Source organism: Loktanella sp. SALINAS62 (assembly GCF_018263905.1).
In the GTDB taxonomy this organism is placed as follows: Bacteria; Pseudomonadota; Alphaproteobacteria; order Rhodobacterales; family Rhodobacteraceae; genus Loktanella.
In genome coordinates, this window is record NZ_JAAFZU010000050.1 from 1642 (window position 1) to 21242 (window position 19601).

At 59.1% G+C, this 19601-nt stretch carries 19 protein-coding genes and 1 pseudogene; 14 read left to right on the forward strand and 6 right to left on the reverse strand.

The features are described 5' to 3' along the window. The coding region (locus GZH79_RS14295; protein WP_211644450.1) for a transposase at positions 1 to 694 on the forward strand (694 nt) is incomplete at its 5' end. A gap of 350 nt (positions 695 to 1044) precedes the next feature. Here GZH79_RS14295 and GZH79_RS14300 read toward each other — a convergent pair. Together GZH79_RS14300 and GZH79_RS14305 are read right to left on the reverse strand one after the other, a co-directional pair. After that, positions 1045 to 2046 carry a substrate-binding domain-containing protein gene (locus GZH79_RS14300; protein ID WP_249219219.1) on the reverse strand — a complete coding sequence of 334 codons (1002 nt, stop codon included), beginning with the start codon at positions 2044 to 2046 and terminating at the stop codon, positions 1045 to 1047. Beyond that, complete coding sequence (locus tag GZH79_RS14305) at positions 2046 to 3419, reverse strand: ROK family protein (protein ID WP_211644452.1); 1374 nt, start codon at positions 3417 to 3419, stop codon at positions 2046 to 2048. Before GZH79_RS14305 ends, GZH79_RS14300 begins: the two co-directional genes overlap by 1 nt. A gap of 223 nt (positions 3420 to 3642) precedes the next feature. On the opposite strand from GZH79_RS14305, the gene GZH79_RS14310 reads away from it, so the two are divergent. The 7 genes from GZH79_RS14310 (at position 3643) to GZH79_RS14345 (ending at position 11644) form a co-directional block, all read left to right on the forward strand. Next, the gene (locus GZH79_RS14310) at positions 3643 to 4464 is read left to right on the forward strand and encodes a sugar phosphate isomerase/epimerase family protein (RefSeq protein WP_211644453.1); all 822 of its coding nucleotides are present in this window, start codon (positions 3643 to 3645) and stop codon (positions 4462 to 4464) included. 56 nt (positions 4465 to 4520) lie between these two features. Next, positions 4521 to 5642, forward strand: coding sequence for a substrate-binding domain-containing protein (locus tag GZH79_RS14315; protein WP_211644454.1), 1122 nt, complete (start codon positions 4521 to 4523; stop codon positions 5640 to 5642). A 104-nt stretch (positions 5643 to 5746) separates the two neighbouring features. Next, on the forward strand, positions 5747 to 6913 hold the full coding sequence (locus GZH79_RS14320; RefSeq protein WP_211644455.1) for a Gfo/Idh/MocA family oxidoreductase: 1167 nt from the start codon (positions 5747 to 5749) through the stop codon (positions 6911 to 6913). Positions 6914 to 6936: 23 nt separating this feature from the next. Further along, positions 6937 to 8478: a sugar ABC transporter ATP-binding protein gene (locus GZH79_RS14325; RefSeq protein ID WP_249219220.1), complete on the forward strand. Its 1542-nt coding sequence runs from the start codon at positions 6937 to 6939 to the stop codon at positions 8476 to 8478. After that, entirely contained in the window at positions 8471 to 9424 is a 954-nt protein-coding gene (locus GZH79_RS14330) for an ABC transporter permease (RefSeq protein ID WP_211644457.1), read from the forward strand. Before GZH79_RS14325 ends, GZH79_RS14330 begins: the two co-directional genes overlap by 8 nt. Before the next feature lie 4 nt (positions 9425 to 9428). After that, complete coding sequence (locus tag GZH79_RS14335; protein WP_211644458.1) at positions 9429 to 9740, forward strand: putative quinol monooxygenase; 312 nt, start codon at positions 9429 to 9431, stop codon at positions 9738 to 9740. Between the two features lie 1649 nt (positions 9741 to 11389). Then, the gene (locus tag GZH79_RS14345; RefSeq protein ID WP_211644460.1) at positions 11390 to 11644 is read left to right on the forward strand and encodes a hypothetical protein; all 255 of its coding nucleotides are present in this window, start codon (positions 11390 to 11392) and stop codon (positions 11642 to 11644) included. 368 nt (positions 11645 to 12012) lie between these two features. Here GZH79_RS14345 and GZH79_RS14350 read toward each other — a convergent pair whose 3' ends face one another. Further along, the gene (locus GZH79_RS14350) at positions 12013 to 12690 is read right to left on the reverse strand and encodes a GntR family transcriptional regulator (RefSeq protein ID WP_211644461.1); all 678 of its coding nucleotides are present in this window, start codon (positions 12688 to 12690) and stop codon (positions 12013 to 12015) included. 151 nt (positions 12691 to 12841) lie between these two features. Between GZH79_RS14350 and GZH79_RS14355 the strand changes: the two genes are divergently transcribed. The 4 genes from GZH79_RS14355 to GZH79_RS14370 all read left to right on the forward strand — a co-directional run bounded on the left by GZH79_RS14355 (position 12842) and on the right by GZH79_RS14370 (position 15771). Continuing rightward, positions 12842 to 13135, forward strand: a complete 294-nt coding sequence (locus GZH79_RS14355) for a ribbon-helix-helix domain-containing protein (RefSeq protein ID WP_211644462.1) — start codon at positions 12842 to 12844, stop codon at positions 13133 to 13135. Positions 13136 to 13242: 107 nt separating this feature from the next. Beyond that, a complete protein-coding gene (locus GZH79_RS14360; RefSeq protein WP_211644463.1) occupies positions 13243 to 13638 on the forward strand; it encodes a VOC family protein in 396 nt (131 codons plus the stop codon). Positions 13639 to 13659: 21 nt separating this feature from the next. Next, positions 13660 to 14184 (forward strand): Twin-arginine translocation pathway signal, encoded by a 525-nt coding sequence (locus tag GZH79_RS14365; RefSeq protein ID WP_211644464.1) that lies wholly within the window; start codon positions 13660 to 13662, stop codon positions 14182 to 14184. A 15-nt stretch (positions 14185 to 14199) separates the two neighbouring features. Further along, on the forward strand, positions 14200 to 15771 hold the full coding sequence (locus tag GZH79_RS14370; protein ID WP_211644465.1) for a GMC family oxidoreductase: 1572 nt from the start codon (positions 14200 to 14202) through the stop codon (positions 15769 to 15771). A 492-nt stretch (positions 15772 to 16263) separates the two neighbouring features. Here the strand turns inward: GZH79_RS14370 and GZH79_RS14375 are convergent, their stop codons facing one another. Continuing rightward, on the reverse strand, positions 16264 to 16896 hold the full coding sequence (locus GZH79_RS14375; protein ID WP_211644466.1) for a tyrosine-type recombinase/integrase: 633 nt from the start codon (positions 16894 to 16896) through the stop codon (positions 16264 to 16266). A gap of 258 nt (positions 16897 to 17154) precedes the next feature. Between GZH79_RS14375 and GZH79_RS14380 the strand changes: the two genes are divergently transcribed. Further along, positions 17155 to 18126, forward strand: coding sequence for an MBL fold metallo-hydrolase (locus GZH79_RS14380; protein ID WP_211644467.1), 972 nt, complete (start codon positions 17155 to 17157; stop codon positions 18124 to 18126). 327 nt (positions 18127 to 18453) lie between these two features. On the opposite strand, the gene GZH79_RS14385 is transcribed toward GZH79_RS14380, so the two are convergent. Next, a complete protein-coding gene (locus GZH79_RS14385; RefSeq protein WP_211644468.1) occupies positions 18454 to 18621 on the reverse strand; it encodes a hypothetical protein in 168 nt (55 codons plus the stop codon). A 298-nt stretch (positions 18622 to 18919) separates the two neighbouring features. After that, positions 18920 to 19126: a 30S ribosomal protein S21 gene (rpsU, locus tag GZH79_RS14390; protein ID WP_211644469.1), complete on the reverse strand. Its 207-nt coding sequence runs from the start codon at positions 19124 to 19126 to the stop codon at positions 18920 to 18922. Positions 19127 to 19375: 249 nt separating this feature from the next. Here rpsU and GZH79_RS14395 point away from each other — a divergent pair. Continuing rightward, a pseudogene (locus tag GZH79_RS14395) lies at positions 19376 to 19601 on the forward strand (IS21 family transposase); the annotation flags it as partial.

Here is a 19601-nt window from a genome sequence, read left to right on the forward strand (position 1 = left end):
CGATCACGGGGTGATCGTCGACGTGGAAGCGACAAGGTCGATCCGACAGGCAGAAGTCGGGTCGACCAAGACCATGCTGGATCGGGTGAAAGACAAATTCGGCCTGGTCCCTGGCTGGATGATCGCCGACACAGCCTATGGTTCAGGCCCAATGCTCGGCTGGCTCGTGGAACGCAAGATTGATCCATACATCCCTGTGATCGACAAGGCCGGACGCCCCGATGGGACCTGGACACGCACAGATTTCGACTGGGATGCGCAGAACGACCAATACATCTGCCCCGAGGGGCACGCGCTCAAGCAGTTCCGCCGGAATTATTCCGATCCGGACCGGGGTCCGACGGGCAAGGGCACTGCGAAGTATCGTGCGCTGAAGCTGACCTGTCAGGTTTGCCCATCCAAGCCGAAGTGCTGCCCCAATGCCGACGCCAGATCGATCACGCGTGAAGAACACGAAGATGCCCGTCAAGTTGCCAGGGATCTGGCCAAAACGGATGCATACGCGATTGCGATGAAGCTCAGGAAGAAGGTCGAAATGCTCTTCGCCCACCTCAAACGTATTCTCGGCCTGAGCCGGCTTCGATTACGTGGTCCATGTGGCGCAAATGACGAATTCCTACTCGCCGCAACCGCCCAGAACCTCCGCAAACTGGCCAAGATTATTCCTGCACCGCAGCAAACGCGCAAAGCCTGACAGGAAAGGCGCCCGCAGCCGTTAGTTTTTCCACAAAATCGGTGGGAACCGGACCTTCGCTGCAAGCGCGAACTCGGGTTGCCAATGACGCGGGAGTCGACATTGTGAATCCTCAAAATGAAACTTTTCCTTGCGCCGCCGATAGGCAGCAGAGGTCCCTAACGGACCGCGCTATTCCTGGCTGTCTTCGATCCCGTAGCTTCCAAACGGTTAGCAAAGACGACCCTGTTCGTTCATTGACTGACAGTGCTTTCGTTTCAATGAAGTTCTACATAGCGGCCTTTCATCAGGACAGCAGGGGTCTATGCAGCCAATAATTTTATACCGGGCGAACGGTTCGACCCTTGCCGTCAGGGCGCCAGGCCAAGCAAGCGCAGTGCCTCGCGGGGGGCAGGCTTTCTCCAGATGATCTGAAAACTGTCGGCCACATTGCTTTGGGCCACAGACATTCCAGGTATGGCGATCCAGGCCGGAACTGTCCGGTCTAAAAGTGCGAGGATCGTCGTGCGGGCAGCAGCAACCCCTTGCTGAAAGGGCAATTGGGCGGCCACGCTGACGAATTGCCGCCCGGCTGCCAGCGCGATGGCGACATCTTCGCCCAGATCGACCGTCGCCATAGCAGGTGTGTGGCCCGCCAACTGCAGCCGGGCCGCCACCGCATTCGCGGGTGTGTCCCAGACAACGAAAAAGGCCGAGATGTTAGGGTCATCCGCAATCATCTGCAGGGCCAGATCGGAGGCTTCATCCATCGCACCGAACCGCTGGACATGACTGCGCACATCGGGGCGGTTGATCTGCATCCAGTTGGTAAAGGCGATCTCACGTTCGTTGGTGGCGAAGAAATCTGCTGCAAAGCCGAGGACACCTACTGCAGCCCCCTCAAGCAGGTGGGGCGCAAGGCCGGCGGCGGCCATTTTCCCCAATCCGAAATTATCCGACGATACCATCGAGGTGTAATGCGTGCCGGGCAAGAGGCCTGTGGGAACGTTCTCCAGCAGTATCAGGCGGATGCCTGCCTCCGAAACCCGCTGGAATGCTGCTGCGACATGTTCGTTTGCCACGGGCAGGGCCACGATTGCATCCGGTGCCGCCACTATTAGTCGGTCCAGTTCGGACACCTGCCGGTCTGCCGAGAAGCCGCAATCGATCACCTCGGTGACGACCACGCCACAATCGCCGAAGATGCCCAGCATGCCGGAGATCTGCTGTTTGGTCCAATCGCCGTCCAGCGTATGCAGCACGATGGCAACGCGTCTGGTTGCCGCCTTCGCGGCGGCCATATCTTCGGGCAGCAGGCTGACCCGTTCAGGTGGCGATGCGCGCTCGCCATGGGGGCCGAGTCCGAAAATCATCACGGTGCGTTTCTCCCTGGGTCAGATGGCGGCAAGTGAGTTGGTGGTGGGAGCTCTGCCTTGTTAGCACGGGCCCGAAAGTTGACGAAATCGGGATGCAGGGTTGGCTTTCCGTGAAGAATCCAGTCCTTGAGGAAGGCAGGGGCGAACAACGCTTCGGAGGCAACGCGCGCAGCGCCGACTAGCCCGGCGGAACTGCCCATTTGCGAGCAGATAATTTGCAGGTCCCGCGTCACCAGCGGATGGGACGCGCCGTAGACCGCCTCTCGGATGCCCGCCAACAAAATGTCGTTGGTCTGGGTCAGCGTGCCCGACAGCACGATGACTTCAGGATTTAGGGCATTGGCGAGCGTCGCGACCACTTGCCCGATCAGATGCCCCGACTTTGACAGGATCGCCGACGCAGCAGGATCGCCTATCTGTGCAGCCTGAGACACTTCAATGGCGGTAATCTCGGCTCCGCGACGCAAGAGATCCGCCAGAACGGGACTGCGACCGCTCTGCGCCGCGTTGCGCCCTTCGCGCTCGATCATGTCGGAGCCTGCCATCACGTCCAGCGTGCCGGTTACCCCGTCCGAGACCACCGGCAGCGCTCCGATCAGCCCAGCCGCTCCCTGCGCACCGCGATAAAGCTGCCCGTCGCAAATGATCCCGGCTCCGATCCGGCGCCCGGCTTTAACAAATAAAATAGAGCGTCGGCCGAGCCCCGCGCCGGCGTGCAACTCTCCCATCGTCATGGTTTCGACGCTGGAACGGATCCAGACCGGCACGCCGAACTGGCGGGTCAGCGTTTCGACCAGCGGAAAATCTTCCCAAGCGGGAAGAGTGGTCGGAGTCGTGGTCATGAATACATCGTCGCGTCCGGCCTGCACCGTGCCCGGAACCGACAGGGAGATCCCCCAGGGCGCGGTTGGCGTGGCCTGGCGTTCCAGACACCAGTTGAACAAGGACGTCAGCCTGTCTGCCAGTTGTGCTACAGGGGCAGTCAGGTCGGCGGCCTCGTGGTGTTGGGTCAGCAGCTTTCCCGTCAGATCTGAAACGCCCACGCCGATCGAGGTCTGATCCAGCGTCGCCAGCAATATGAACCCTTGCCGGCCCGAGAACTGCACAAGGCGCGGTGCTCGCCCGCCCGTCGCGTTACCAAGTTCGCTTTCATCGACAAGGCCCAGATCAGATAGCAGCTGCAACCGGTCCGCCACCACCGCCCGACCAAGTTCGCCCTTCTGTTCGAGTTCCTGCCGCGTCGAAGCACGCCCGGTGCGGATCAGGTTCAGGATTTGGACCAGCGAGGGGACTGCCGTTTCGCTAATGCGTGGACGGCCCTTGCCGCGTGAGCGGGATGATTCGGCAGTGTTCGTAGCGTCGATTGGCAAAAGTGACTCCCCGAGTGGATACAACAGGAATAGTCGCCACGCTTTCGTCGTTCAAGAAGATACTTTTGCATATTATCTGCAGAGGTCGAATAACTTTAGCAGATATATAGTTGACCTGTGCTGTTTGTAGGCTTAATGCTGTTCTTGCGGTCGAGGAGGCCGCTGGGGGGATCGCTTCGGCAAGTAAGTCCGCGCCGGGCACGCAACGAGGGAGGGGTCGCAAATGGCCGCATGGAAGCTGGCGTATCACGCCAATTGCTGGGGGGCGCTTGGCGGTAATGCCGAGGGCGTCACCTCAATCACCCAACTCAGCTATCGCACCTTCGGCGCGATGGACCGCGCCTTCGCTGACATTGCGGCAGCGGGCTATGAGGGGGTGGAGCTGTTCGACGGCAACCTGCTGGACGCTACAGCTGCGGAAATGCGGCAAAGTCTAGCGGACAACGGGCTGACGCTCGTCGCCGCCTATGCTGGCGGGAACTTTATCTTCGACGATATCCTGCCAGAGGAGCTGGCCCGGGTGACCCGAGCGGCCGACCGCGCCGCCGAACTGGATGCGCCGCATCTGGTGGTGGGTGGCGGGGCCAAGCGGTTCGACGGTGTCCGGGAAACGGATTACCACAAGCTGGGCGGGGCGCTGGACCGGGTCAAGGCAATTGCCGATGCCCGGGGGCTGCGTGCGCATTATCACCCGCACCTTTCCACCATCGTCGAGGGACCGGCCGAGGTCGCCAAAATCTTTGATTTGACCGCCATCGAATTCTGCCCGGACACGGCGCATCTGGCCGCCGCAGGGGGCGACCCTGCGCAACTGATCCGCGATCACGCGACGCGCATCTCTTATATCCACCTCAAAGGTTTGCAGAAAGACCCCTTCGCCTTCACCCCCCTAGACCAGGGGGACGTGCCGACCGGCCCCATCCTTGAGGCAATGTGGGACGTGGGTTTTGAGGGTTGGGTCTGCACCGAACTCGACAGCTGGGACGATCCCGCCGAAGGCGCGCGTGTCAGTATGGAGTATCTGAACCGGGCGATGGCGGACTGAACCGCCAGCCCTTTACCTGGGGTGATCCCCCATCTCTTCTCTGGGAGGAAGAAGTTATGCTCAATAGACGTGTTCTTTTAGGTTCGGCCACCGCCTTTGCGCTGGTCCTTGGCCTGAACGCCCCGGCCTTTGCCGACCCCGACGCGGCCCTGGCCGCGCTGCAGGAAACCGTTCTGTCCAAGGGACCGAACGGTGAGGAGCCGACCGCACCGTCAGCCGTTGTCCTCACCGACGAGGAACTGGCCAAGATCAAGGAGATGGGGGCGTCTGCTGCCATCGTCATGCACTACGGCGGAAATGACTGGTCTCGCGCCCAGATCAACGGGCTACAGACGCAGTTCGCCGCGATGGGGATAGAGGTGATTGCGGTCACCGATGCCGGATTCAAGCCGGAGAAGCAGGTCAGCGACCTGGAAACCATCATGGCGCAGGCGCCGGACGTCATCGTGTCGATCCCAGCCGACCCCACCGCCACCGCTGCCGCCTATCGCGCTGCGGCAGAGGCCGGGGCCAAGCTGGTGTTCATGGACAACGTGCCCGCCGGTTTTGTGGCCGGCGAGGATTTCGTCTCGGTCGTCTCAGCGGATAACTACGGCAACGGCGTCGCTGCGGCACATCTAATGGCCAAGGCTTTGGGGCCGGACGGCGGGGATATCGGCCTTGTTTATCACGCCGCCGATTTCTTCGTGACCCGCCAGCGCTACGACGCCTTTAAGGCGACGATTGCCAGCGACTATCCCGAGATTAAGATCGTGGCAGAGCAAGGAATCGGCGGACCTGACTTTTCGGGCGACGCGGAAAAGGCAGCCGGGGCAATGCTGATATCGAACCAGTCGATTGATGGCATCTGGGCGGTTTGGGACGTGCCCGCCGAGGGCGTGATTGCCGCCGCAAGGGCAGCGGGACGGGATGATCTGGTCATCACGACCGTAGATCTTGGAGAGAACGTGGCGATCAACATGGCACAAGGCGGCTTTATCAAGGGTCTTGGCGCACAGCGTCCCTATGATGCGGGCGTGGTTGAGGCCAAGCTGGCTGGCTACGCGCTGCTAGGCAAAGAAGCTCCGGCATTCGTCGCCTTGCCCGCCCTTCCCGTCACAAAGGACAATCTGCTGGAAGCCTGGACGCAAGTCTATTCCACCGAAGCGACCGACAACATCAAGTCGCTGATGCAGTGACCCCTTCCGCGCGGGGATCATCCTCGTGCCAAATCAGAGTCTTCGGCCAGGCAGATCATGTCTTGGCCTGACCGAAGGCTATTCCCCATTCACGGAGACTAAAAATGACCAAAGTGATGAATGTCGCCATGATTGGCGGCGGGTTTATGGGCAAGGCGCATGCCATGGCCTATGCGTCGATGCCCATGTTCTTCTGGCCCGCACCGGCCATTCCGCACCGCAAGGTCGTGGTTGATATCACAGATGGAGCGGCCGAAGAGGCGCGACAACGTTACGGCTTCGATGAGGCCAGCAGCGACTGGCGTGCTGTCGTGAACCGCTCGGATATCGACGTCGTGGATATCTGCACTCCCAATAACGTCCACGCTGAAATCGCCATCGCGGCGGCTAAGGCAGGCAAGCACATCATCTGCGAGAAACCCCTCGCGCGCACTGTGGAAGAGGCCCGTGCGATGACCGAGGCGGCCAAGGACGCAGGCATCATCCACATGGTCGCCTTCAACTACCGCCGCACGCCCGCCGTGGCGCTGGCAAAGAAATTCATCGAGGAAGGCCGCATTGGCCGTATCCTGAACTTCCGCGGCACCTATCTGCAGGACTGGTCGGCGGATGAGAATGGCCCGCTGTCCTGGCGGTTCCAGAAGAAAATCGCCGGGTCTGGCGCAGTGGGCGATATTGGCACCCACGTCGTCGACCTGGCTCACTACCTTGTCGGCCCCATCGCCGAGGTGATCGCGATGACTAAGACCTATGTGGAAACACGTCCGATCCAGCAGGGCGGCGTCGATAAGCTGGGCGCGTCAGAGAAGGCCGCCGATGTCGAGCGCGCCCCGGTGGATGTGGATGACGAGGTGATCTCAATGCTGCGATTCGCCGATGGTGCTGCCGGAAGCCTTGAGGCGACGCGTAACGCTTGGGGTCGCAACAACTTCATCACGCTGGAAATTCACGGCACCAAGGGGTCAATCCACTTTAACTACGAGCGCCGCGACGAGTTGCAGGTCATGTTCGCCGATGATCCAGCGGATGCGCGCGGGTTCCGCACAATCTATACCGGTCCGGCGCACCCCTACGGTAACGGCCTGTGGCCGATCCCGGGCTTGGGCATTGGCTATTCCGAGACAAAGATCGTGGAATGCTTTGACTTCTTCAGCGCCATTGCCTCTGGCGAGCAGCCCAGCCCTAACTTCGAGGATGGACTTCTGACCGAGTTGGTGGCGGATGCGATGTTGCGTTCGGGTGAAACCGGCAAGTGGGAATCGGTAAAATGACCAGCCCCGTTGCTGCTGTTCGCATGACGGGAATTTCCAAATCCTTCGGCGGAGTGCGCGCGTTGGACAATGTTGATCTGGAGGTTCTGCCGGGCGAGGTCCACGCCCTTCTGGGTGGCAACGGGGCTGGCAAATCGACCATTCTCAAGGTGCTGAACGGGGTGCATATCCCAGATGAAGGCATAGTCGAGGTGGCAGGCCAGAAACTTGCCGCTCATACCCCGGAAGCGGCCCGCGCTGCGGGAGTGGCGATGAACTTTCAGGAAATGTCGCTGGTCCCCACCCTGACCGTAGCACAGAACGTGTTTCTGACGCGCGAAGCCCGAAATGCGCGCGGCTTGATCGACGACGAAGACTCGATCCACCGGGCAGCAGCAATCTTCAAGATGCTTGAGGTGGAGGTCAACCCCCGTGCTCTGGTGGGGGATCTGGGGGCTGGGCAAAAGCAATTAACGGAAATTGCCAAAGCCATCAGCCAAGACGCAAGGGTGTTGATCCTGGACGAACCCTCGACCGCATTGGCCGTTTCGGATGTTGAGCGGTTGTTCGTGTTCCTGCGTAAGCTGAAGGCCAAAGGTGTGGCGGTCATCTATGTTAGCCACAGGATGGACGAAATTGCCCGCATCGCGGACCGCGCCACGATCCTGCGCGACGGGCGGCACGTCATTACTGCACCGCTGGCGGACCTACCTGTCGACACGATGATCGAGCATATTGTTGGGAGGCGATCAAAGGGGTTTGCCGACGTGGTGCGCGGCGATGTGACCCGGGGCGCGGCGCTGCTGGAGTTGAAAGACGTCACTGGGCCGCACAAGCCCGACAACGTCAGTTTTACTCTCCATCGGGGTGAAGTGCTGGGGTTGGCGGGGCTTCTTGGCTCGGGCCGCTCCGCGCTGGCGCGGGTCATCGCGGGAATCGAACCCGCCGTTGCGGGAGAGATCGCCATCAATGGCCGCGCAGTGCAGATCCGCCGTCCGGCGGATGCGATTGCGGAAGGGGTGGCGCTGGTGCCCGAAGCCCGCGCAACGCAGGGCATCATCCCAGCCCACAGCGTTTCTGACAATATGGTCATGGCCGTTCTTGGCCGCATCACCAAAGGTGGTCTCGTGGATCGCACCCAGGCGAGCGAGATCGCTGACCAGATGATCCAACGTCTGTCAGTTAAGACGGCCAGTCGGGATCATGCTGTTTCTACGCTTTCGGGCGGTAATCAGCAGAAAGTGGTCATCGGGAAATGGTTGGCCACTGACCCTGACATCCTGATCTTGGATGAACCTACGGCCGGCATCGACATCGGATCGAAGTCCGAAATCATTCGCTTAGTGCGCGATCTTGCAATGGCGGGCAAAGGGGTCCTGGTAATCTCGTCTGAGTTGTCAGAACTACTGACCGCCTGCGACCGAATTCTGGTCATGGCCGATGGCCGCGCACATCAAATGCTGGACCGTGCCGATCTGGACGATCCGACCGAGACCAACCCCGAACATGCCCTGCAAGCCGCCGAGCGCCGTCTGCAGATCGAAATCCAGAAAGCACTGACCGCAAAGGAGACCACACATGGCTAATGCAGTATCAGCCCCCGGCAGGGCCCTGTTCGCGAATTGGCGGCAGAACATCATCTACATCGGCTTTGTTGTGATCTTTCTGATCTTCGCGGTGACACTCGGCGACAAGGGCTTTCTAAACCCCAATAACCTCCTGAACATCGTTAGGCAGACGGCGATGATTGCCGTCATGGCGATCGCGATGACTTTCGTTCTGTCAGCCGGAGAGATCGACCTTTCCGTAGGTGCTGTCGCCGGGTTGACGACGGTTACCGTTGCCATGGCCATCGCCGCGGCCGGCCCAATCGGTGGGGTTGCGGCAGGTATTGCGACAGGTCTTGCGGTCGGGATGTTCAACGGCTGGCTAACGACCCGCATCGGCATCCCTTCCTTTCTGACGACCCTTGCGATGATGGGCATTGCCAAAGGTGTGGCGATGTGGATTTCTGACACCGCCGCCGTGCCGATCCTGTCGCCCGGTTATGCCTGGCTGTTCGGCGGCGGGTCCGTCGGTCCGATCCCGGTGCTTCTTATCTGGATCGCTGTGCTGGGAGGCTTGGGACACATCGTGCTGCGCCGATCAGGATTCGGACGTCGGGTGCTGGCCACCGGTGGCGGCGAGACCGCCGCGCGCTATTCTGGTATCGATACCGCCAACATCAAGATGAAGGTGCTGGTTCTTTCCTCCTGTGCCGCCGCATTGGCCGGGATGCTTTATGCCGGGCGTCTGCAGTCGGGCCGCTTTCAGCTGGGCGAGGGAGATGAGCTTTCGGTTATCGCGGCAGCGGTTCTGGGAGGCACCAGCCTGTTTGGCGGCAAGGGCACAGTCATAGGCACGATCGTAGGTGCCATGATGATCGGGTTGATCAACAACGGGCTGATCCTGTTCGGGCTGGAGTTTAGCCAGCAATTGATCGCCCGGGGCGGGATCATAATCATTGCCGTCGCACTCAGCCAGAAACGGTGAAGCCATGACTCATGTAACCATCATCGGCACCGTCACCGCCAAGCCGGAAACCCGCGACGAGTTGCAGGCGGTACTAAGCGCCCAAGTAGCCCCGACACGAGCCGAACCCGGTTGCCTCAACTACGACTTCCACGTCGATGCCGTCGACCCGTGCTGCTTTGTGTTCTACGAAAACTGGCAGACACAGGCTGATTTGGACAAGCATATGGCCATGCCCCACCTTACGCCGCTGCTATCTCAACTTGACCGGTTGCTGGCCCGGCCGGTTGATATCCGGGCTCTGAAGATGCTGTCGGATATGTCGGGTCAGACATGACTATAGACGCTGCACCTTGCAACCGGGGCGCAGTCAGCTCGGCGACGAAACCTTGCACGGAACGGATGACGATTTGCGTCTGAAACTTGGCATGGTGGGCGGGGGTAAGGGCGCCTTCATCGGTGGTGTGCATCGCGCTGCGGCGCGGCTGGACGGCCATTGGGATCTGGTCGCAGGGGCGTTTTCCTCTGACCTTCATGCATCACGCAGCGTAGGTCTGGTTCCCACACCTGAATGTCAAATGCAGCCAACAGAATGTTGAAAATTCCAGACTGCGGCGAATTCACCCTTTGTCCGCACAGCCGAACTTGCCCCTAGAAAATGCTGCGCGATGCATGAACGACCGGTCTGGGGAAGCCGCGCTGCGGCGTGGTCATCCAGTCCCAAGGTCGGCTTGGGGCCGTTCGCGACTGGTCCTGAGGGCCCACCGCAGTCTTGAATGCATATTCCCTCGTGAAATTGCCGATGATGCCGCTTCCGGCGCATCTCATCCGGCAGCAGTCGGCCATACCGTTTGTTCGAATTGGACTACGTCGCCTGACCTATCTCCGTTTGAAGAACGCAATCTGGCGTCGCAAGCCTTGGGAAGCTTGGCATTTTACGCTCCACGGTCTCGTTCCTCAATTGCCCAGAAGTATCCGACGTGCGCACCCTTCACCAAGCGCAACAGCACGAGGGTTAAGATTACGGTCAAAACGATGATATAACTGAAGAGCACGAGCGGCTCTGGCCGGAACACGGCGAAGCCCGCCCACAGGATGGGCACCAATAGAACGCCTACAAGCAGCATAGTGAGGAGCGCGGGCATGTCTGCAGTCTTGTATTCTTTAAAGGACTCATCACAATCGCTGCAGCGATCCCCGACCGTTAAGTAACCGGTAAACAACTTGCCTGTTCCACAATTTGGGCAGCGGCCAATGGCACCACGGCCCATTGCTTTTTTTGTGTCTTTGGCTGGCTCGTTATGATCCGTAAGTCAAAAAAGTATCCCTAACGAATAAATTTCAACTTCGGCCCCCACGCGGGAAATTCGGCCCCCCACGCGGGAAAACTGCGCAGAGGGAATTTATCGCCGTAGACTCGCCTCTGGGTGGCTTGGGTGCCCTCGCGGTCTTGGACATTGCTTCCCTTCCAATTGAAAGCCCCTGACGCCATTGGAAATAAAGGAAAAACGGTTATTCGGAACAATCAGTCAAAGGAACGATTTGTCCGCTCTGCCCTCATTCACCATGATGCTGGTTTCGCAGATGCGGCGAATGGCCGGATTGGTAAAGCTGCAGTGCAGCACCAGATTGGCCGACGAACGGCAGGTTCGGGCCGAAAGTCCTCATGGTGACGAACGGCGGAAGGCCAGCCAAGCAAACCGACACAGAGGGCAGCTTCGATAATCCAGACCAAAATCACGCCACCTTTCCAAATCATACTACAAAGGACGGCCCTGTCATGCGCTGGTCGTCGCAATCGTTTGACGTCAGAGCCCTGTCCGTTCGCAAACGCCTCTGATCAACTAATTATGCATGACTTGTCATAAGCAGATTTTCGAGTAGAGTCGTGTCAGATATTTATTTAAGCGAAGCCTTTGCAGTGAATTGTGAAGCTCGCTCGCACGCCCCATCTACAAACTTCACACTTCATCTGGAAGAGATACCATGCGCCTGACTGCTCTGTTTGCTCTTGCCTTTGCCACACTGTCAGCCCCCGCTTTTGCGGATGAAACGACAGGCACGATTGTTGCCTACGACCGACTTTCCAACGTGCTGGTTTTGGATGATAAAACCGTCTGGACATTGGATGCGAAAACGCTTGTTCCCGCTGACCTCAAAGCTGGTGATGACATCACCCTGACGTTTCAGTCAGACGGTGACAACGGCGCAAAACCAGCGACTGCCCTGGTTCGCAACTAAAGCTTAAAGTGCGTTCTTTGTGCTTGAACCATCAAATCCAGGCCAAAGCGCCGACGCCGTAATCGCGGGTATGTCTTCGGTTACGCGAGTTAAATAACTTGCGTCGGGCAACCTCTTCGTATGCGCAGCCATCTTCCACCATGATGAAATTCTGCATGATCGACGAATGACCGCTAATCGAAGGCCGCACGAGCGAGAGATCGCCATTGCGTCGCTATCACGCAGACACTCCCGACGCTACGGTGCCGTGCGTTCATCCGTTCGCATTGATGAACTGAAGCGCCAGCCCTGCCAGAGCGCATATTGCCAAGACGGTTACCGCACCCAATTTCAACCGAAAGACAGCAATCACGGCAAAAAAAATTCCTTCAGACCTCGATCCTGTCCGTCTCGTTTGTTTCAATCACACGGATAACCGCGTCATACGATTGCCGGATGTGATTCTCCATTTTCGAAGCAGCGCTTTCAATTTCGCCTGCAAAGAGATCCTCCACGATATCGAAGTGCTGCGCCCAGACAGAAGCGATTGCAGCGGGATCCCTCAGAATTTCGGCCATGGACCGACGGATGTGATGCCAATTCATCCGCATTGAGGTCTCGATGACGGGGTTGCGGCTCCAACCATAGATCATCTCGTGAAAGTTCATGTCGGCTTCCACAAGCCGACTTAAACTGCCGTCACGCTGCGCGTCATCAGCCGCGCACAGGACCGCGTCCGCCGTCGCCCGGTCGGCGGGCGTCAGGGTCTTCCCGGCCTGCCGCACCGCAAAGGGCTCGATAACGACCCGAAAGTCATAGATCGCGCGAAACAGGTGGCGGTCGAAAGGCGTCACGATGACGCTGCGACGGCCGGTATCCTCGACCAGGCCGTTGGCCTTGAGGATCGAGATGGCACTGTTGACGGGCTGGCGCGAGACATTGAGCCTGGCGGCGATATCGTCGTGGTTCAACCGTTCACCCGGCCGGATTTCTCCAGTGCAGATCGCATCGACAAGGATGTCGTAGGTCTCCTCCACGAGGCTGCGTCGCTGTTTCACTTTCTCCATGTCACCACCCTGCAAGCTGTGTCCTGGAAGCCCTATCACGATTGCGCCGCGCGGATAGACAGGTTCCGTCATTTCGTATACGAAATACGATACGCGGTGGCGCGGTCGGCCTGGCCTCGATCCGCACCATTCTCAAGCAAGGGGAATTCAGATGTGCCACGTCTTCGCCGACCAGGACCCGCACCGCTACGCCAGTCAGACCCGCAGCCTGCGGCTGAATGGGCAAAGCACCAGCATTCGGCTCGAAAACGCCTTTTGGGGGGTGATCGACCAGATCGCCGACCGCGACGGCGTGACTACGCCGATGTTCATCTCGAAGTTGCATGCCGAAGTCCTTGAATTGCATGGCGAGCCCGAGAATTTCACATCGCTGCTGCGCTGTGCGTGCCTGAAGTTCATGGAATCCTCCATCACCACCCCGCGTTTCGAGATCGCTGCGGAATAGGACGGATCATGCACCGCGATAAAATGCGCGGGTAGTAGGTCCATACTACCCGGCCCCCGGTCACCCCGTCCTAATCTGTCCCCACGACCAAAGAGGGGGAGAGGCCGGTGGCCAAGGCAATTCATTCCATGATCCGCGTGCTGGACGAGGCGCGTTCCGTCGCGTTCTACGAAAAGGCGTTCGGACTGACGATCGCAGACCGTCTCGATTTTCCGGACTTCACGCTGGTCTATCTGGCCAACGCAGAGAGCGACTTTGAGCTGGAGCTGACGATCAACAAGGGGCGCACCGACCCCTACGACCTTGGCGACGGCTACGGCCACCTTGCGGTATCAGTCGATGACCTTGACGCCGAACATGCCCGGTTCGAGGCCGAAGGCCTAAATCCCGGTAAACTCGTGGAATTCGCCCCGGCGGGGGAGCTGGTGGGGCGGTTCTTTTTCGTGGCCGATCCGGACGGCTATCAGATCGAAGTGCTGGCCCGCGCCGGTCGCTTCAAATGATCACATAAGGGAGGAGACGATATGGAAACGACGACAAGCCCGAAGGGCATGACGCGCCGCCAGCTTCTGTCGCGTGCGACGGCGGCGGGGGCGACCTTTGTGGTGGGGGCTGGCTTCATCGCCGCACCAGACGCCGCATGGGCGGTGGAGATGAAAGCCCTGAGCCCGGAAACCTTTGCCACGCTGACGCAGATGGCGCGTGACATCTATCCGCACGACAAGGTGGCCGACGAATACTACGCCGCCGCCGTGCAGATGTACGACACCAACGAGGGGGCCGAAGGTATCGAGGCCGGCATCGCCGCGCTGAACGAAGCTGCCCGCGAAGCAGGTTTCGACAGCTACCTTGGCACCTTGTGGGAAGCGGACCGTGTGAAGATCTTGCGCAGCATGGAAGACACCGACTTCTTTCAGCAGATCCGCAGCGGTCTGGTGACCGGGCTCTATAACCAGAAGGCGATTTGGCCGATCTTTGGCTACGAGGGTGAGAGCTATTCCCAGGGTGGCTACCTCAATCGCGGCTTCGACGACATCAACTGGCTTTGAGGGGGGAGACGGATCATGGCAGCACCATTTGATCTGAACGACGACAGCGTCGTCGTCATCATCGGCACCGGCGCCGGCGGCGGCACGCTGGGCAACGAACTGGCCCAGAAGGGCATCAGCGTCGTCGCATTGGAGGCCGGCGGTCGTTACCTGCCGCAGGATTTCATCAACGACGAATGGGACAGCTTTGGGCAACTGGCCTGGACCGACACCCGCACGACGTCCGGCGAGTGGCGCGTCTCGCGCGACTTCGCGAACCTGCCGGCGTGGATCGTCAAGGCCGTGGGCGGCACGACCACCCACTGGGCGGGGGCGTCCCTGCGGTTCCAGGACCACGAGTGGAAGGCGAGGACCACCTATGGCGACGTGGCCGGGGCCAACCTTCTGGACTGGCCAATCGACCCGCGCGAGATGGACAGCTTCTACACCCGCGCCGAGGAGAAGATGCGCGTCACGCGTACTGGCGGCCGTCCCGGCCTGCCCGGCAACAACAACTACAAGGTCTTCGAGGCGGGTGCCAAGGCGATCGGCAAGATGGAGGTCAGCACCGGCCACATGGCCATCAACTCGGACGACACCGGCGACCGGATGATGTGCCAGCAGACCGGCTTCTGCTTTCAGGGCTGCAAGTGGGGGGCCAAGTGGTCAACCGCCTACACGGAAGTTCCCGAGGGCGAGGCCACGGGCAACATGGAGGTGCGGGAGCGCGCCCACGTCGCGCGCATCCTGCACGACGCCAGCGGCAAGGTCACGGGCGTCGAATACTTCGACAAAGACGGCAACCTGCAGATGCAAAAGGCACGGATGGTCTGCGTCGCGGGCAACTCCTTCGAAAGCCCGCGTCTGTTGCTGAACTCTGCGTCGTCGATGTTCCCCGACGGGCTGGCGAACTCTTCTGGACAGGTCGGGCGCAACTACATGCGCCACGTCACGGGGTCGGTTTACGGCATCTTCGACAAACCGGTGAAGATGTGGCGCGGCACGACGATGGCGGGCATTATGCAGGACGAGGCGGGCCACAACCCGGACCGCGGTTTCGTCGGCGGCTACGAGTTGGAAACGCTGAGCCTTGGCCTGCCGTTCATGGCCGCTTTCATGGACCCAGGCAGCTGGGGGCGTGAATTCACGACCGCGCTGGATAGCTATGAAAACATGGCCGGACTGTGGATCGTGGGCGAGGATATGCCGCAAGAGAGCAACCGCGTGACGCTGAACGCCGACGTGACCGACCAGCATGGTCTGCCGGTCGCCAACGTCCACTTCACCGACCACGAGAACGACATCGCGATGCGCAACCACGCCTTCAAGACCGGCATGGAGATGTACGAAGCACTTGGAGCCACGCGGGTCTTGCCGACGCCGCCCTATCCCTCGACCCATAACCTGGGCACGAACCGGATGTCGGCGAATGCGGCGGACGGTGTGGTGGACAAGAACGGCAAGGCGCATGACGTACCGAACTTGTTCGTCTCTGACGGATCCCAGTTTACCACCGGTGCTGCGGAAAATCCAACGCTCACCATCGTGGCGCTGGCCATCCGTCAGGCCGAACACATCGCCGCCGAGATGTCGCGCGGCAACATCTGAACATAACGGCCGCGCCGGTTTGTCCGGCGCGGCTGTCCTTCTTCGCGCGATCCGATCGCATGACAGCGCTGACCTGGATGTTCAAAATCTTCGCATATCGGAATTGGTCCAGATATGATTCCGTGCGTTTGACATGAAAATATCTGCCCTCTGAAACACGATATTCCGGACAAGCACTGCTATTTTCAGTCCGCTAATGGTCAGACGCCGGCGGCATGCCACACCATCAAATCGAAAGTTTGCACACTGGCATATAAAGATTTCGGTACCGTCGGGCGAGCCACGTTTCCGCTGGCCGATGATATTCCAAAGGTCTTGTCACAGGCCCCTCGGAATTGCGACTACCGGCAGAAAGGTCCCGCTTTGCCGACCTTCACCCTTCGAAAATGCTGCGCCATGGATGAATGGCCGGTTTGGTGAAGCTGCAAAGCAGCTCTCGGCAATGAGGCGAACGGCAGGGTAGGGCCGGCCTCGACAGCCGGCCCGTCCGGTTCAGATTTCCACCGCCTCGGCGATCGCGAGCGCATCTTCGAGTTCGACGCCGAGGTAATGCACTGTGCTGTCCATCTTCGAGTGGCCAAGGAGGAGTTGCACCGCCCGCAGGTTGCCGGTCTTTCGGTATATCTGCGCGACCTTCGTGCGCCGCATGGAATGGGTGCCATACGCGCTCGGCTCAAGGCCGATGGATGTCACCCAGTCTCGGACGAGGCGAGCATACTGGCGCGTCGAGATATGCCGCCGCTCATGGAACCGCCCGGGCCAGAGATGTTCCGATCCGACCATCAGCGGCGCTTCGAGCCATGCTCCGATTGATTTCCGGGTCCCATCGGTGATCTCGAAGCTGACCGGCCGCCGTGTCTTGCTCTGAACGATCGAGGCGCGATGTTTGACTTGGCCCGCCGCATAGACGTCAGCGACCTTGAGGCGCACCAAGTCGCAGCCACGCAATTTGCTGTCGATGGCGAGATTAAAGAGCGCCAGCTCGCGAGTCCGCTCCGCGATCTCGAGGCGGACTCGGATCGCCCAGACGTGTTTCGGTTGTAGTGGCCGCTTCTGGCCGACGATCCTCCCCTTGTTCCAAGCGGGGCGGCAGGCACGGATTGCTGGTAGATTCGAAGTAGACATGACGGATCCTCCGATCTACCACGCCCACCACGTCCTCGATAATCAGCCGACGCCCCATAATAGCACCGATCTCCGGCGAAGGTCGGTTTCGAGCCCGAGTTGTGGTGTGCCGCAAATCCGTAAGATGTCCGCTGTTCGTCCGAGGGCCGTTGGTCTGTCCATGCTCTCTGTTGGTGGTCATCTAAAATTTGGACCTATTTAATTACAAGCATACAATACGCAGAATTGAAGTTCTGCATAGGAAACAAGGAATAACTCATGAACTCTTTCGATCTTTCGCGCCGTGGATTGATTCTGGGCGCCGCGGGTGGCGCCGCCCTTCTTGCCGCCGGACGCCCACACCCCCTGCAAGCCGCGGGCCATGCAACGGCACCACTTCCAACCTTCTATGATCGTATGGTAGGCAATCTGCGCGTGACGACATTGCTGGACGGGTATTTCAAGCTCGATCAGAATCTTGTGACGAACCTCGGGGACGAGCAAATCGCGGAAGGAATGAAGGCGGCCTATCTTGACCCCGCGAATCCGATTCCGCTGGCAATCAGTACTCACGTCATTCGCCAAGGAGACCAGGTTAGCTTGGTCGATGCTGGTGCGGGCGGTGCCTTTGGACCAACAGCAGGCAGGTTGCGCACATCGCTGGAGTTGCTTGGCGTTGCACCTGAAGACGTGACGCGCATTGTGTTGACTCACATGCACCCGGATCACATCGGGGGATTGATCGGAGATAATGGCCCGGTCTTCCCGAATGCATCGTTGCATGTCAGCGAAGCCGATCATGCCTTCTGGACGGACGAGATGATCGCATCGGGTGCGCCGGAGTCTTCGCAAGGTTTCTTTGCCCTGGCACGTGCTGTCAGCGAGGCCTACACTCAGCGGACCGAAATGTTTGGCGACAATACCGATCTTGGTGACGGCCTCACCACTTTGGCAATGCCGGGGCATACCCCAGGACACAGTGGGGTCCGTGTGTCGGATGGCTCTGATCAGTTGATCATATGGGGAGACAGCACAGCTTTGGCGTCGCTGCAGTTTAGCCACCCTGATGCCGGTATCGCCTTTGACGCAGATGGCGTGCAGGCCGCCGAGACGCGCCGCCGTGTCTTGGATATGGTGGTTGCCGACAAGATCGCCGTTGCGGGCACCCATTTGCCGTTCCCTGGTATCGGTCATGTCGAAGAAAAAGACGGGGCCTACGCTTGGGTTCCAGAAGAATGGCAGCACATATAAAGCAGTCGTCCCGCCAAGCATAAGACAAGCTGGTCGCGGATTTTCGGACCGGTTGTTACACTTAGGTAGCTACTAAAGCACCTAAACGAAGATGACGAACCGGACACGCTACGCCTGCTGAATGGCGCTGTCGGACCAATTCCAATTTGTCCGACAGCGCTACTAGGGCGACATCATGCTGACAACCCGCGCGATTGGTTCCGAAGGGTTCGGGCACGAGAAAATGCCCTGTCAGAGATGTCAGATTTTTCAAATTCACGAAAACAAGGCAGCACATTGCGCCGCCCCTCTTTGATCCAGCCTAGATTTTCGTCATCCCGTCGGATCTCAATGAGGTGTAGAGGGCCGTGCCTGGGATCTTGTCATCGCCATGATCTTTTCTTTTTGAGCCGGTTGCATATTGGCGACGAAAGCATTGGCATTGTCATTGCCGAAGCGGACAATCGAATTGGTGACGCCAACCGCAGCTTCGTCCGCTGTGCCGACCTTCGCCATTGGAAAATGCTGCACGAAGCACGAATGGCCGGTTTAGCTAAGCTGCGTTGCGGCATCGTAACTGACTGCGGAGGTCGGCTTTGGGCCGCAAGCGGCCGAAGAATTTGAGCAAAATGAAATTGTAAGTCAATTTATCGCTGCAGTGGAAACGAGTACATATTACATAATTCTACTTATGCGATATGTCAGTAATATTGACTTATTCGGTTCAATTAAACTAATCTTGGCGTCTTCAGCTCGGAAGCGTTCGCCCTTTAGGATGCTGATTTCTGCCTACATATGAGCTTCAGTCACACGCTTACAAAAGACCTTCGCGTTCCGCCTTCTTACGTGCCAGTTTTCGCTGCCGGCGGATCGCTTCCGCCTTCTCACGGGCCTTGCGGACCGACGGCTTCTCAAAATGCTGCTTCAGCTTCATTTCCCGAAACACGCCTTCGCCTTGCAGTTTCTTCTTCAGGACGCGCATCGCTTGGTCGACATTGTTATCACGGACGCTGACAAGCATTAAGGATTCACCACTAAGTTAAGGTTAAGAAGCGAAAATAAGGTAAATCTAAGTTTTGCCAAGTCTGCTCTGCAATGACCGACATGCTGTTGAGAACGGCAGTGCAAAAGTTGGCCACGGAAGTGGCGTGATAATCTCGCTGCGGGCAGCGTAAAATGTTGCCACTTTGGCTCTTTCTGTTTGCAGGGAGGGCGGGAGATTTTAGTCGTGGATTTATATTTGAAGGTCCGCCTCGCGCGTCGGGGCGGTATGAGCGAACGGGAGGCCGCCAGCCATTTCGGGATCTCGCGTGCGAGCGTGAAGAAGATGATGATGTTTTCGGTCCCGCCCGGTTATCAGCGAACAGCGCAGATCAAGCGGCCCAAGCTGGATGGTTTCACCGGCTTCATCGACCAATGGATGCAAGACGATCTGAACCGTCCCCGTAAACAGCGCCACACCGCCAAGCGCATTTTTGAACGGCTGTGCGACGAGC